Origin of the sequence: Corynebacterium hesseae (genome assembly GCF_037850265.1) — a bacterium.
Classification (GTDB): Bacteria; Actinomycetota; Actinomycetes; order Mycobacteriales; family Mycobacteriaceae; genus Corynebacterium; species Corynebacterium hesseae.
Window position 1 is genome coordinate 2,506,854 of sequence record NZ_CP137211.1, and the last position, 15,063, is coordinate 2,521,916.

Consider the following 15,063-nt stretch of genomic DNA (forward strand, 5'->3'; position numbering starts at 1 on the left):
CAGGCGCTGTGAGGTTTCCTCTCACAACACCTTTAGTGTTTTCGGGTGGTCATCCCCTGAGGGGTGGGTTCTAGCTCAGCTGGCGGCGTCGCGTCGCGAGAAGCACGCCGAGACCGATGATGGTCAGACCAACCAACGTTGGTACCCACAAACCAACGCCGCCTGTCTTGGGAAGATCGCCTTGGAATACGTTGGCGACTGTCATCACCACGTCCTTTGAAGAAAGGTTCCATTGGCTCGGAGCCTTGCTGTAATCCACCTCTTGAGCAATGAGTTCAATGCCCTCTGGGTCGTCGAAGGTAATATCCGCCTTCACGTCCTTGCCCTGACCGCTCACAGACACCCTGAAGTCAATTGGCTTTGTAAGCAGGCTGTAGGACTCCGGAGCCTTAGTCTCAACGAGGCGGTAATGCCCCGGCTTGAGTTCCTCCGAGCTAAAAGTGCCGGTTTCCTGATTCAAAGTTAGCTTCGTAGCAACACCCGTCTCGTTGCCCTCATTGTCGAGCGTACGCAGCTCGAACTCCGCGGTCTTGAGCTTCTCTGCCTCAGCAAGGACGTTCTCCTTGTTGAGATCATCGCTTGAAATCTTGGCTAGGTGCAGACGAACCGTATCGGTTCCTTCTTCCGGATAAGGAACACAGCCATCATCTTCTTTATTTCCAACAATGGCAGTGTTGAAGAAACCTTGTCCAGGTTTGCATTCACCAGTTTTAGGTGCTGCAGCATTTGCGTCGATCGCCACCTGCATCTCGACTTCGAAGACGTGCTTACCGTTACTGGTTTGACCAAACTGTTTGGTACCCGCAGGTTGGATTTCAGCGTATCCAGCCAGCTTGAACGGGCCGGCTCCTTGCTGAATTCCGGATCCCGCCTTGCGACCAAATTCATCAGTCTTGGTCCACGAGGTCTTCAGAATTTTCACTGAGTTCGGAAACTCCGGCTTATCAACAACCTCGTCATAGATTGCGCCCATATTTTTATCTGGGTTGGTCACGGTAATTGTGTACTTCAGGTTGTAGGTGCCATCGCCGTTAGCAATTGCGTGATCCTCAACAGCATCCTTTTCCACCAAAGGATCAACCGGCTCAGGCACGGTATCAGGGGCAATTGCCGATGTACCGTCAGTGTTATAAGAACTGGGCGCAGTTCTCGTCCCAACAATTCTCGGCTTCACACTTCCGATGCTGGCCGCAGCATTACCGACCTTGATTTCCACAATTTGGCTTACGCCCCCTTTGGAAGAGCTACCGCCCAAGCCAAAGGCCAAGGTATCGCCAGATTCTGCCCATCCTTGTCCCCATACCGGCGCTTTATTCGGGTTCCCGAGAAAACCAAACAGGGTCTGGCCGGACGGCATAGTCAGGTTAGTGATATCGATGCGATCAACTTTGCCAGTGGAGAGATTGATTCGTTCAAGCCAGATCTTTTGCGGAGTGCTTGGGTTTGCCCACCCGCTTTGAATTCCCCACGCATAGTTGGGGGCATCCGAAAGAGCTACGATGTCCTCAGATACGGTACGGTAATTTTGTCCGATGGACCATGGCGTAGCAGCCGCTTGTTTTGCGGGGAATTTATTCTTAGAAGTTGCTGTGAGCCGATCGAGGTCAACCTCGTAGAGCCGTCCGGCTCCCCAGCTTGATGACGCAGCTACCCAGTACTTTCCATTCGAGTCGAAGGTACCCGCGTTGATGCCGCTGCCTAGATCATTGGAGTATTCACCGACTTTGCTAGCGTGCTCAGGTAATTCGCCAAGGAATCCTTGCACGCGTCCGAGGTCGAAAACCTCACCAGTGTAGGGGTTAATCTGAAGCAAATGCCCAGCAGGGAAACACGGGTCCTCGATGTGGCCGACAGAATCTACAGTCCTAGGCTCACTAATCGCATAGATGTAGTTATCTTTATCGTTGTAAGCGATTGCGTTGTAAACCCATCCGCTTTTCGGCCCGACTTCGTGGGTCTTATAGTTTCCCGTCTCATCTTGTACTTGCAGGTAGAGCTGCGAAGAAATACGGTCTTTACTACTGTTCGGGCTGGCCACCACAAACCGCCTCGTGCCGTACAGAGCCTCACTAGCAGTAAGGCTACGAGCAGGCTGACGGCTGTCGGGTTTTGTATCGCGCTGGGTACACTTCTCGCCTGAAGGAGTTACTGGGGGAACATCCTTCTCTTCAATCGGGGCAATCGGAAGCCCTGGCTCAGGCTCAATCACCCAGTCCTTGTCACGCGAGCCGTTAATGACGAGATCTTCCGAGCGGGTAGGCTCCGAACGGTACGAGGTGCGGAGAACAACCTGGGAATCCTTCGCAACTTTGACCGAGCTGAGCCGCTGTCCATCCTTGGTTGGGAACCATGTGATTTCGACGCGATCCGAATACGTTTTTACCTCGTGTTCAAGCGTGACACCATCTCCCAAACCCTCAATGGGCAGTTCAAAGTAAACGTCTTCGAGTCGCGCGGAAGGACTCAGGGTGAGGTGAGCATTCTCGAAGAGAGAGTTCTCCTTCACCGTAAACGTAGTCTTATACGGGTCCTCACCCTCGGTCTTCTGTTCCGACAACTCAACCCCGTTGCCGGTGACATTGACCCGGTGGCCTTGGGACTCATTGTCCATGTCCTGGCCCCAGATTTGCACTGCATACGTGCCATTCGGAGGTGCGACTGGGTTAAAGATGATGATGTCGCCACCTTGGAAATATAGATCAGTCACCTTCGGAATGAGCTGGAATTCCGTGTCATAAGACTTATTAAGAGAATTCCAATTCCATTCCTTCTCATAGAGATCCTCAAAGGTACGGTCTACAACAGTCGTGCCATTGCGCACAACGCGGATGCGAACGGGGCCCGTGATCGACTTGGTATTGGAATCATTTCGGTCCTTCTTAATAGCGAACCTTGTCATCCGCCATTCACCGGTTTCGTTCACGGTCATGCCCAACTCTGGATTGCCGTTGAGGAATTTCGGCTGGGGATTGGACAGCGACAGCTCTTGGTCGTATACGCCCGGCTGACCATAAACAGGACCCGGTTGCGCTGCACGAAGACGTCCACCGTTGGTCGACTCTGGGGACAGCTCTAAAGCATCGGCTTCTTCAGGTGCATTAGTATCGGCCTCGGATTCCGTTGATTCTTCTGCAATGGTCTCGGAGGCCTTCATACCGAAACCAGATTCCTTGAGTTCCTCCTTGGACGGTACTTCGTCGGCTTCAGCTACGGAGTACTCAGCCTCATCCGTGGTCTCAACCTCAAACTCAACCATGCGCGGAGGAACCGAGTACAACGCCTGGATATCAAAGGCCAAGTAGCTTTCCTGATCGTCAGCGTCCTTGTCATTGTTCTTATCGGCGTTCACGAATCCGTAGAACTCAGGTTCAATCTCATGCCCGTCAATAGTTACCTTGCGGATCTCCTTGATCTCACCCTTGCCAACACGCTTGATGGCAAACACATCCTCCAAGGAAGCTTTGAACCCAAAATCCCATGCGTACCCCTGGGGGTCCTCGACGGTGATGCGGTCTACATTTTTCTCCCGCTTTACCGTAACCGCCTGTTCAGTTTCGGCAGGCTCTGTTTCTAAAGGGGAAACGGATTCTTGCGCCGATACCTCAACCGGATAGGTTCCTAGGCCCACGGCAAGGGCGAAGGAAGCAACCACAGCGGAGACTCCTCGTATCGCGTTGCGGGTACGCGAGCTCGCAGTACGTGCTGCAGGCTTTTTAAAGTTTCGCATAATCGTTCTTTCCTAGAGTCCGCGGTTTACTGTGTTTGCTTGTTTCCGTTGCGCCGTGCGAGTACGGCACCGAGTAGTACGAGCATGCTGCCGAGGCCTACGGCCCAGAGAACGTTCGCACCTGTCGACGCCAGTGGGGAGTCGCCGTTGCTTGAGACTGGCGGCTCGCTCGTGGGGGGTTCTTCATGCGGCCCGGTTGGAACTCGGGGTGTCGTTTCTTTCGAAGGGGTGCCAGGATTGTGCGGCGGAGTGTCTTCTGGTGGCGGAGTATCTCGGGGCGTTGTTACCGGAGTTGTCGACGGAGGAGGAACATCTTTGTCCTTATCCCACTTAGTCACCACGACGTTCTCATAAGTGAACGATGTTCCTTCAAGATTGGCCAGAGGCAGAATAATCAACTTGGGGGATGAGACATGATAATCGAACGCGCTGTCCGGTTCGTCTTCTTCGAGAAGATAGAGCCCTGGTTTAAGGCGTTCGAAGTGAGCACGTCCGTCATCCCCAGTTGTTTGGGATGCGACACGCACGAGGCCCTGAGCACGAGCATCATCGAGCTCCATGTTCTTGGCCGCTGCTCGGCCAGCAGATGTGGTGACATCGATGCCTTTAACTTCCGACAAGGTAAAGGTTGCACCAGAAATTGCAGGAGGCTTCTCACCGGCGGGAACAGGATCGAAAGGATTCGTGGCGACCTTCTCTACTACCAGTGAGATTGAGCGCTGCGAATCGACGCTTTCTGCAACAATTCCTCGATCATTTCCACTAATCACGCGGGCATCTGCTGCGGGTAGGAAGAGCCCCGAGGATAGTACTGTTGCTGCAGCAATCGCCGCTACGTATTTGGTCCTACGCATTATGATTCCTTTTCCTCTTGAGCTTCCTCGGCGTGAGTGCTTTTCTGCTTTTCCCGGTAGACCCACCAGATGAGTCCTATGAGGACCAGGAGGGAGATACCCAACAACAACCACATCCACCATTGGAAGATGGAGGCGGATTCGTCGATAAGCTGCTCTTCGTCCGGGTCCATCGGCACGCGTTCCGCATGAACAAGCAAACGGTGGGTGTTGATGCCGTATGGAGTACAGGTGACAAGGGTCAACAGGTCACGATCACCATCTGCACGCAGGTTGTCTACTTGGTCCGGCAGAACAACCTCAGTCTCATAAACTTGGTATTTCATTCGCTCGCCAAACGTAGAAATGTAAACCGCATCGCCCGCTTTAAGCTCTTCAAGGTCATCAAACATGGTTGCATTAGTCAGACCCGAGTGGCCGGTGATAACCGCGTGAGTTCCCTCGCCTCCGACGGGAAGAGACGTCCCATAGAGGTGACCTAATCCGCGCTGCAGGGTGGAATCCTTAGTGCCATGGTAAAGCGGCAGCTTTACGTCGATAGCGGGGATGACAACTTGGGACATCGCCGGTGCCCCGCTGAGCTGGTCGAGGTACTCCTGGTATTCAATATTGTCTTCGCTGATGCGAGTAAGCCACGGGTCCAAAATCGGGCCGTTGGTATGCGCGGCGTTGTAGCTGCGCGCCGCCTCAACCTGCTCACTGGCCTCTTGAGCATGGTAAGCATCCCGGAACTCCCGCTCGTACTCCTCAGTGACTTGCTGCTGGAGGTGGTTGTTCCACTGCGTAGCCAAGACTGGGTACATGAGCACGCATAGACCGGCGAGAATGATAACGACGGGCAGAACGACACGCTGCATTAGCGAGCGCTGCTGCCTGTGCTTGTGCGCAGGTGTGCGCGTTGCGATGCTCATGCTGTGTCCAATCTTTGTTTAAAAGGGGCGGGGATACTTTTGAAAGGCGCCTCCCCGCGTGGGTACGCCGCATGCTGGTTTAGCGTTCAGTGGCCGCTAGACCAGCAATGCACAGCACGCTTAAGCAGCGTTACGACGGGCAACGAATACGCCGGCACCTACAATGGCGAGACCAGCGAGAACCAGAGCGGTGATACCCATGCCACCGGTGTTCGGGAGGAAACGGTCGCTCGGCTTATTCTTCAGGTCGAAGGAGTACGCAAGGTTGTCAACCTTCACATTGCTCACATTGCTCAGGCCAGACACGTTCGGAGCAGTCTGGGTGCCACCGTCCGTGCGCTTAATTACGAACGGAACCAAACGCTCATCAAGCTGGAAGCCGGTCGGAGCCTTGGTCTCCTGTGCACACAGCAGAGTGTTGTCATCGGCATTGTCAGCAAAATCGGTGGCGTGAATTCCAGTGATGGAGATCTTGCCGTCCTTACCAGTGGTCCAGGAAGACTTACCGTTGACGTTCAGAGCCTCGGTATTAGGAAGCTGGGTGTAGCCATCCTCACCGGCCTGGCACTTCACCAGGCGGAACTCTGCACCCTGAAGCGGGGTTTTCCCGTCCTCACCAACCTTGTTGATGTTGAGGGTACCCCAGTAGGTCTTTACTTCCTCGGACTCGCGGTCGTACTCACCTCTACCATCACCATTGTTGAAATACAGCTTAGCCTTGTTAGGAATGACCTCAACGTTTTCCGGCGCCTTCGTGGTGATACGGGTCAGAACCTTGGTGCCAGCCTTCTGTTCAGCCAAGAGGGCACGGCCATCTTCATTGAACTGAAGGTTGATGTTGTGCTTCCCATCTTTCGCCGGTGCGGGAGTGATGACAGCATCGTAGTTTTTCGAATCCACCTTGGTTGCGTTTTCCCAGCTGGTGCCCAGGCGAACTTCAATTTTGTCAGCAGTCGGAGCTTCAAGGCGACCATCGAGAGCATCTTCGACTCGGTAGCTTACGAGCTTGTCCTCACCAGAAGCTGCCTTCGGGATGTCAGAGCTGATGGTGTAGGTGTACTCCTGACCGCCGTGCTTGTCTTTATCCTGAACGGTCTTTTCAATGCCCGCACGGGTGTTCTTCGGGTAAACGTGAACGTTATTGATCAGACCAGTGCCGGTCTCATTGGTAACCGGCACGGAAACCAAGAAGTCAGGCCCGGGAACGAAGCCAGAATTTGCTGGAACCTCAAGCTCGGAGACGCGGTAGACGCCTTCCTCAAGGCCGGTGAACTCGATGACACCGTTTCCATCAGTCACACCACTCTTTTTGACTGCTCCTTCAACAGGAGTGGCCTTCGAGGCATCATTCTTGTCATCACCCGTAGCTGGGGTTACGCGGATGATCGAGAACTTGAAGCCTGCAGGAGTATCGGGGGTCTTACCCGGGATCTTAGCTTCATCCAGCTTCGAACCATTAGACGTCCCGGAGTTGTCTCCATTGAGGTCACGCTTCGTGATGGTCAAGGAGTAGCCAGCCTCGTTGCCCGGCTGCTCCACCTGTGCAGCGGCCGGGGCTGCATTCTCAATAGCCAATCCTGCGGAGCCAGCAAAAGTGAGACCCGCTGCGATGGCGATTGCGGCAGTCTTCTTAATGACAAGTGCCATGGTGAGATTCCTTTCGGAGATTCAGTATTCGCTGGGCCCGTTGCGGTCAGCGATGAGAGAAAATTGAGCGCTCAAGAACTTCTCAAGTTTTCTGGGCCCAGCTTGGGCTCCATTTGCAACCTTACTACTTGCTTAAAATCAAGTCGATTTCACCTGCCACCCGACTACCTGCACGACAGCCCGATACTAAATCTTTTTGACAGACTCATACTTCTTCCAGCCATAGCCCAAAACTATCCATCACCACGGCCACAACAATAACCAGCATAAATATGGGCTGGACACCGACATACACTTAAAACTTGCAGACATTCACCCAACCCTGAATCTCGCACATAGTTGCTGAACACCAGTAACATTCAGGACCCTTTTCGGGGGTGCCGAATAGGTGCTGTACTGGAACTATAACTCAGGCCTTTACCCCCTTTGACCCTTGAAATACTTCCCGTTAACTCTCAAATAGCCAATACTCTTGACAGCAGTTTTTCAGCTTCGATTTCGCGGAAGCTGAAAAACTGCTGTCAGAAATAGATGCCTCGCCCCCTTTTCATTCAAAGGCGACCAAAGCTCTGCACCGAATCCTCAATTAAGAATCACCGCCCACCCCCAAGGGCGATGAGACAACGCATTCGGCGATTGTAGGCATTAAGCTGGCAGGACGCGCCCCAGAGCATCGAGGGTCCAGCCGGCGCTGCGCCACTTGTCGACGTCCAGTACGTTGCGGCCATCGATGATGTGGCGGCGGGCCACGAGCTCACCGGCCTCCGCCGGGTCAAGGTCGCGGAATTCCTGCCACTCGGTGGCGAGGATGACCAGCTCGGTGTCCTTGAGGGCGGCGTCGGCAGTCGGCGCGTAATTGAGGGTTGGGAACACCTTCTTCGCGTTCTCCATGCCCTCCGGGTCATAGACCGTGACGGCAGCACCAGCGAGGGAGAGCGAACCGGCCACGGAGAGCGCCGGCGAATCGCGGACGTCATCGGAGTTGGGCTTGAAGGCGCAGCCCAGAACGGTGACGCGGTGGCCGAGGAGGGAGCCATCGAAAGCCTGCTTGGCCAGGTCCACGACGCGATCGCGGCGGCGCATGTTGATGGCGTCGACCTCGCGCAGGAAGGTCAGCGCCTGATCCGCACCCAGCTCGCCGGCGCGCGCCATGAAGGCGCGGATATCCTTGGGCAGGCAGCCGCCGCCGAAGCCGAGGCCAGCACCGAGGAATTTGCGGCCGATGCGCTCGTCGTAGCCGATGGCGTCGGCAAGCTTGACCACGTCCGCCCCTGCAATCTCGCAGATTTCAGACACCGCATTGATGAAGGAAATCTTGGTGGCCAGGAAGGCATTGGCGGAGACCTTGACCAGCTCGGCGGTTTGCAGGTCGGTCACGATGAACGGGGTGTTCTGCGCCAGCGGCTTGGCATAGACCTCGCGGGCAACCTCTTCGGCACGACTCTCGGCGAATTCGCCGACGCCGAGGACGATACGGTCCGGGGTGATGGTGTCCTTGACGGCATAGCCCTCACGGAGGAACTCCGGGTTCCACGCAATCTCCACGCTGGTGCCTTCCGGGGCGATTTCATCTGCCATTTTCTGCAGCTCCGCTGCGGTGCCCACTGGGACGGTGGACTTGCCAAAGATGATGTGCTCGCCCTTCAAGCGCGGCACGAGCTCCGTGATGACGGACTTCACGTAGGTCAGGTCCGCCGCATAGGAGCCGTGTGCCTGCGGGGTTCCTACGCCGAGGAAGTGCAGGTTGGCGAATTCCGCGGCGTCATCATAGCTGGTGGAAAAACCCAGGCGGCCGGACTCGATGTTGCGCTCAAGCACCTCCGGGAGGCCGGGCTCATAGAACGGCACGCGGCCGTTCTTGAGGGCTTCAATCTTGCTTTCATCAACATCTACACCGAGTACCTCGTGGCCGAGTTCCGCCATGCAGGCGGCGTGCGTCGCACCCAGGTAGCCGGTACCAATCACAGTCATACGCATAACCGGGAATTTTAGGCGCGGTTGACCTGAAGCGCGCGGCGAGAACGAAAAGTTTAACGGAAGTTCAGATAGGACTTCGACGGTGTAGGCCCGCGCTGGCCCTGGTACTTCGACCCCAGTGCGCCGGAACCATACGGGGCCTGCGCCGGCGAGGACATCTGGAAGATAGCCAGCTGGCCCACTTTCATCCCCGGCCACAAGGTAATGGGCAGGTTCGCGGTGTTAGACAACTCGAGCGTGATGTGTCCGGAGAAACCCGGATCAATGAATCCGGCCGTGGAGTGCGTCAGCAGGCCCAAGCGCCCCAGGGAGGACTTACCCTCCAAGCGTCCAGCCAAATTCGCAGGCAGGGTGAACTTCTCCAGCGTTGCACCGAGCACAAACTCACCCGGATGCAGCACGAAGGCATCGCCCTCAGCCACCTCTACCTCGCTGGTGAGGTCCGGCATCTCCTGCTTGGGGTCGATATGCGTGTAGCGCGAGTTATTAAACACGCGGAAGAACTTGTCTAGGCGCACATCGATTGAGGAAGGCTGGACCATCTCTGCGTCATAAGGCTCAATGCCCAAGGCATCAGGCCCCTCTGAGTCGATGGCGGCACGAATATCACGATCGGAAAGAAGCACGGCACACAGTCTACCTCCCCACTGGGCCTTTTATGGCCTCGGGCGGCGGCGGTGCTAAGCTTTACTGCGATGCAGATTCTGCATTGCGCCGACGTAGTTTAATGGTAGAACTGCAGCTTCCCAAGCTGCTGGCGCGGGTTCGATTCCCGTCGTCGGCTCCACTTATTTACCCAGCTCAGGCTGGGTTTTGTTTTAGGTCTCGTCGGCGGCGCGAAGCAGCGCCGCATAGGCACCGCCGCGCGCAAGCAGCTCGGCGTGGGTGCCGCGCTCGACCACGCGGCCGGCGTCGAGGACGATGATCTGGTCGGCGTCGCGGATGGTGGACAGGCGGTGCGCAATGACCAGGCGGGTAGCGTCCGCGCCAAGCACTGCGTCCTGGATGGCGCGCTCCGTTTCGTTGTCGAGGGCCGAGGTGGCCTCATCCAGGATGAGCACCTGGGGTTGGCGCAGCAGCGTGCGGGCCAGCGAGAGGCGCTGTTGCTCACCGCCGGAGAAACGGTAGCCGCGCGAGCCCACGAGAGTATCCAGCCCGTCGGGAAGCGCGGCGATGACCTCGTCCACGCGCGCGGCGTTAAGCGCCGCCCACATCTGTTCCTCTTTGGCATCGGGCTGTGCAAAGAGGAGGTTCTCCCGCACCGTGCCGTGGATGAGGTAGGTCTCCTGGGAGACCACGCCGATGACCGCCGCGCGCTGCGCCGGTGGAATGTCACGCAGGTCTACCCCACCTAGGTGCACGGTGCCTTCGGTGGGATCGGCTAGGCGCGCCAGGAGGGCGGCCACCGTGGACTTGCCGGAACCGGTATGCCCTACTAGCGCGGTGGTGGTGTGGGCGGGGATGGAAAGGGAGACGTCGGAAAGCGCGTCGGTGTCCGTGCCGGGGTAGCGGTAAGAGACGTGGTGGAGGGTGAGGGAGGCGTCGGCAAGCTGGGCGGGCTGAGTGGCCTCAGTGAGATCGGGCTCCAGGTCGAGGTACTCGAAGATGCGGCTGAACAGCGCCATCGACGCCACCCACTGCGCGCCCACGTTGAGCAGGCCGGTAATCGGGCGGAAAATCTGGGTCTGCAGGGTACTAAACGCAATGAGCGTGCCAATCGTAATCCCCGGGCGCAGGCCAGCCACCAGGTAAATCAGGGCCGGCATCACGCCGAAGATGATTTGCGTCAGCGCCATGCGCCAGCGCCCGGCCAGCTGCGATTCCAGTTCCAAGCGGATGAGGGAGCGCGAGGTCTTTTCAAACGCGCCATAGACCCGCTCCTGCGCGCCCAGCGTGGCCGCCAGGCGCATGCCGGACACGGACAGGTTCTCCGAAATGGTCTGCTGCAACGTCGCCTGCGCGCGGCTGTTTTTCTCCATGAGGCTGCGGCGCAGAACGGCGGCGCGGCGGGTGAGCCACACTGCGGGAGGCAGCACCACCAGGGACAACAGCGAGAGGGTGGGCGAAAGCGCCACCATCGCTACCAACGTGGCCACCGTCATGGTGAGGTTGCTGGCCACGGAGGTCGCCGTGGTGGTCACCATGCCGCGCATCGCCGCGATGTCATTGGTCAGGCGCGACTGAATCTCACCGCCCCGGTTATTGGTAAAGAATTGCAGCGATTGGCGCTGCAGGTTGGCAAAGACCTGCGTGCGCAGTTCGTGCATGATGGTGTGCCCCACCCGCGCGGATAAGAAAGACTGGATAACGCCGATGGCCTGGGAGACCACGGTGATGGCCAGCATGCCGCCGACGAGCCACAGCAGCAGCGCGGTGTCGTGTTCAGGAATGGCCTCATCCACGGTGCGGCGTACCAGGAAAGGCTGCACCACCGTCAGCCCGGAGGTGGCGATGATGAGCGCCACCACCACAAGCAGCGTGCCGCGGTGCGGGGCAAACAGGCCGGCCACGCGGCGGAAAGCAACCGGGTGCTGGGCCAGCTGATCGACGTCCGCCGGGTCCTTCACCGCGGTGTGCATCGGCCGGGTCATGGCTTAACCGCAGGTAACGATGGGCTGCGGGTCGTAGACCGTGGTGGTGGTCTCCCGGGAGATCTCCTTGCCGGACAGATCCTTAATTACGCGGGTATCGGACGTCGTGAAGCCCGGCGCGCCGGACGACGGCGAGCAATCCTCACTCACCGACTTGCGCTGCGGCTCGGTCTTGGCCCAGCGGCCGTTGTTGATGGATTCGACGTCGACCGTCTTCACGCCCTTGAAGCGCACGGTGATGTCGTTGCCGAAGTCAGTCTCGATGCGCACTGGGTGGTTCGAGGTGTTCTTGAACTGCAGGTCAATAGCACCTTCATAGACGGTGGCCTCGCGGCCGGCCGGGTATCGGGAAATGTAATAGGAGTGCGGGGTGTGCGCGACGTCCTCCATGCCGGCGAAGTAGGCGGCATTGTACAAGGTGGTGGCGAACTGGGAGATGCCGCCGCCCACGGCAGCGCCCGCGTGACCATCGATGATGATGCCGGATTCCACGTAGCCCTGCGCGGTACCGCGTGGGCCGGTGTAGCTGTTGAGGGAGAAGGTCTCACCCGGGTTGACCACGGCGCCGTTGACCTGCTGGGCCACCAGGCGGATATTTGTTCCGGAGGCCCCGGAGAAGCCGCCAGTGGAGAACTCAGACACGGTGTCATCGAAGGTGGCCTTCTCCGCCATCTCGGTGGTGAAATCCGCGGGGTCCGGCTTGTAGTCGGCATCCCATTCGCGGTCGTCCTCGCTGCTCACGCGGTCCTCGAAGCCCTCGAAGGTCTTATCCCAGTCGATGATGGAGCCATCCACAGACGGCGTGATCTGCTTGTCATTGCCACTGAAGGAAATCTTGGCGTTGGTGCCGGGCACCTCGGAGCCTTGCATGCGCTCTTGGAAAAGCTCGCGCGCGCGGTTCTTGTCCACCTTGAGGCGCAGCTCGCCGTCTTCGGCGGCGATGGAGACGAACTGGGAAATCTCCGGCTTGCGCAGGGTGCCGGTGGTGTTGTTCTCGCCCTTCAGGGTGAGCGGGTTATCCAGCGCGCGGGCGGCATCCCCGGTGCGCATGGCCTCAATGGCCTCATCATTAATCTGCGGCTCCACCACCATCGGCTCGACGTCGACGCCCTCGGGGTCGAGCCAGTGCTTCACGACGCCCTCGTGCAGCACTCCCTCTTCCACCGCCTGGCCGAGCTTGGGTTTGGTCTCTTTGAGGGAGCCGTCGATAAGCTCCAAGTTTCCGTCTTCCGGCTCGATCTTCAGCTCGTTGCCCACGCGCTCGAGTTGGCCGGAGAGCTGGTTCTCATCGATGTCCACAGCCACAGGGATTTCCTGGGTGGGCTTAATGAAGCTGTACAGGCGCGAGAGGGGGTTCAGGGAAGCGTCGGGAATGCCGTCGACGGCTTTCTGATAATTCAGGCTTAGGCCGGAGTCTTGGGGGATAAGCTGCGAGCTTTTCTCCCCGGCGCGGATATCCACGGGCTGGGCCGCGACGTCCCCGAGTTCCTGCTCCAGCTTCTCCACCGCAGCGGTGCGCTCCATGCGGGAGATGTCCACGCCGCCGACCGACGTCGCGCGCGGGACCTTGTGCTGGTTAGCCATGACGTCCCACGCATAGGCGATGCCGGCGATGAGTATCAGGCCGACGAGCACGCCAAGGGTCACCTGGAGCCCCTTGCGTCGCTGTTGGCTGTGTCCGATTGCCTTTTTCACGTGTACGAGATTAACGGCTGCCAGCTAGTTTTTACTAGTCGCCCTCTTGCTGGGCCACCACGTCGGCGGCCGCGTCGATGACCGCGTTGATGTCATCGTCGGTGGACCACAGCGGCATATCGGCCCCGGCGGTGAGGGCTGCGGCCACGGCCTCCGGCACGCTGAAGTTCTCCGAGATGGAGGCCATCCCTCCCAGGTCATCGGTGTAAATCGTGCCCTCGAAACCCAGTTCCTCGCGGGCCAGCTGGTAAGCCCGCGGGTTGAGGGAGGCGGGCTCGTCCCCTAACCCAGGCACCACGAGGTGGCCCATCATGAGGGCCGCTTCCGGGGCTTGCGGGATTGCCGTGTGGAAAGGCACGAACTCGTGTCCGTACAGTTCTTCCAGCGGCGGGGTAACGGCCTCACCCAGGTGTGTGTCCCCGGAGGCACGCCCGTGGCCCGGGAAGTGCTTGAACACGGCCTTCACGCCGGCGGCCTGCAACCCGCGGGCAAAGGCCGCGCCATATTCGCCGGCGGCCTGTGGGTCGGTGGAGAAGGAGCGGTCACCGACGACTTCCAGGTCTCCCCCATCCACGTCGAGCACCGGGGCGAAGTCCACCGTCACGCCGTGGGCGCGTAGGCTCTGCCCAATCTCCGTGGCTAGGGCCTCGACCTCCTCCGGGCTGTGGCCCTCCGCCATGGCCCGCGGAGAGGGGTAGTCGCCCAAAATTTCGGAGAAGCGCTGTACGCGCCCGCCTTCGAAATCGATGGAGACTTCGAAGTCGCGGCCCATCTCCTCGCGCAAAGCGTTCACTCCCCGCGGGCCATCGCTGAGCAGCTCAGGGTCGGCCCAGCTGGGGATAAAGAGCCCGCCCACGCCGGCTTCGAGTTTCGCGCGGGCATCCTCGTAGTTCAGCGCCGGCGGCATGAGCTTGACGGCAGCGCGAGCGCGGACGCCCTCAAGCGCGGCATCGTGTTCTGCCGCGTCCCCCGACGCGGCGCTCGAGGCCGCGGCGCTGGTTTCGCTGGGCGGGGCGTCGGAAAGCACAGGCTCCTCACTACACGCGCTCAGCGCACAGGTAGCACTCAACAGGAGGGCGGGCATTGCTTTTCTCATGCCCACCAGTGTGCCTGAAGCACCCGCGCGGGAAACAAGCGGTTGTTAGGATGGTCACATGAATAACGGAGAGACCATGCTCATTGCCTATGACGGCTCCGACCGCGCCGACCGCGCCCTCGAGTACGCCGCGCGGCTCCTGCGCCCCACCGACGTCGAAATCCTCACCGCCTGGGAGCCGTCCGCACGCCAGGCCGCCCGCGCGGTCAGCCGCACCGGGCTGCACCAATCCACGGTCTCACCGGACAGCGTGGAGGATGACCCGGCCTATGAAGAGGCCCTCGCCATCTGCCACCACGGAATTGCCAAGGCCGAGTCCCTCGGCCTGCGCGGCCATGCCCACCTGGTGGAATCAGTGACGACGATTCAGAGCGCGATTGTCGACGCCGCCCACGAACTCGACATCGACGTTATCGTCACCGGCACCCGCGCGCTCACCGGCTTCCGCTCCTTGTGGACGAATTCCACGGCGGAGTACATCGTGCGCAACGCCGGTCTCCCAGTCTTCATCGTGCCGCCGGAGAACGACGATGAGGACGACGCGGAAGAAAGCGACTCCTAAAGG

At 58.9% G+C, this 15,063-nt stretch carries 10 protein-coding genes and 1 tRNA gene; 2 read left to right on the forward strand and 9 right to left on the reverse strand.

Translation table 11 applies throughout. The annotated features are described in order from the left end of the window. Window positions 1-70 precede the first annotated feature (70 nt). From R3O64_RS11745 to dcd, 6 genes are all read right to left on the reverse strand, one after another. Window positions 71-3,652 carry a DUF6923 family protein gene (locus R3O64_RS11745; protein WP_070531956.1) on the reverse strand — a complete coding sequence of 1,194 codons (3,582 nt, stop codon included), beginning with the start codon at window positions 3,650-3,652 and terminating at the stop codon, window positions 71-73. A gap of 101 nt (window positions 3,653-3,753) precedes the next feature. Beyond that, window positions 3,754-4,581, reverse strand: coding sequence for a pilin N-terminal domain-containing protein (locus tag R3O64_RS11750; RefSeq protein ID WP_141746423.1), 828 nt, complete (start codon window positions 4,579-4,581; stop codon window positions 3,754-3,756). Next, window positions 4,581-5,492: a class C sortase gene (locus tag R3O64_RS11755; RefSeq protein ID WP_070531953.1), complete on the reverse strand. Its 912-nt coding sequence runs from the start codon at window positions 5,490-5,492 to the stop codon at window positions 4,581-4,583. The genes R3O64_RS11750 and R3O64_RS11755 overlap by 1 nt, the downstream gene beginning before the upstream one ends. Before the next feature lie 120 nt (window positions 5,493-5,612). Beyond that, window positions 5,613-7,139: a SpaH/EbpB family LPXTG-anchored major pilin gene (locus R3O64_RS11760; protein ID WP_339016970.1), complete on the reverse strand. Its 1,527-nt coding sequence runs from the start codon at window positions 7,137-7,139 to the stop codon at window positions 5,613-5,615. 645 nt (window positions 7,140-7,784) lie between these two features. After that, window positions 7,785-9,116, reverse strand: a complete 1,332-nt coding sequence (locus R3O64_RS11765) for a UDP-glucose dehydrogenase family protein (protein ID WP_198530304.1) — start codon at window positions 9,114-9,116, stop codon at window positions 7,785-7,787. 53 nt (window positions 9,117-9,169) lie between these two features. Further along, complete coding sequence (gene dcd, locus R3O64_RS11770) at window positions 9,170-9,742, reverse strand: dCTP deaminase (protein WP_070523734.1); 573 nt, start codon at window positions 9,740-9,742, stop codon at window positions 9,170-9,172. A gap of 87 nt (window positions 9,743-9,829) precedes the next feature. Between dcd and R3O64_RS11775 the strand changes: the two genes are divergently transcribed. Beyond that, window positions 9,830-9,903: transfer RNA gene (locus tag R3O64_RS11775), tRNA-Gly, on the forward strand. A 31-nt stretch (window positions 9,904-9,934) separates the two neighbouring features. Here R3O64_RS11775 and R3O64_RS11780 read toward each other — a convergent pair. From R3O64_RS11780 to R3O64_RS11790, 3 genes are read right to left on the reverse strand one after another with little or no spacing between them, the layout of a single operon-like run. Next, window positions 9,935-11,707: an ABC transporter ATP-binding protein gene (locus R3O64_RS11780; RefSeq protein ID WP_339016971.1), complete on the reverse strand. Its 1,773-nt coding sequence runs from the start codon at window positions 11,705-11,707 to the stop codon at window positions 9,935-9,937. A gap of 3 nt (window positions 11,708-11,710) precedes the next feature. Then, the gene (locus R3O64_RS11785) at window positions 11,711-13,402 is read right to left on the reverse strand and encodes a VanW family protein (RefSeq protein WP_339016972.1); all 1,692 of its coding nucleotides are present in this window, start codon (window positions 13,400-13,402) and stop codon (window positions 11,711-11,713) included. Window positions 13,403-13,436: 34 nt separating this feature from the next. Beyond that, complete coding sequence (locus R3O64_RS11790) at window positions 13,437-14,498, reverse strand: glycoside hydrolase family 3 N-terminal domain-containing protein (protein ID WP_339016973.1); 1,062 nt, start codon at window positions 14,496-14,498, stop codon at window positions 13,437-13,439. Between the two features lie 58 nt (window positions 14,499-14,556). On the opposite strand from R3O64_RS11790, the gene R3O64_RS11795 reads away from it, so the two are divergent. Then, complete coding sequence (locus R3O64_RS11795) at window positions 14,557-15,060, forward strand: universal stress protein (RefSeq protein WP_070624331.1); 504 nt, start codon at window positions 14,557-14,559, stop codon at window positions 15,058-15,060. Window positions 15,061-15,063: the final 3 nt, after the last annotated feature.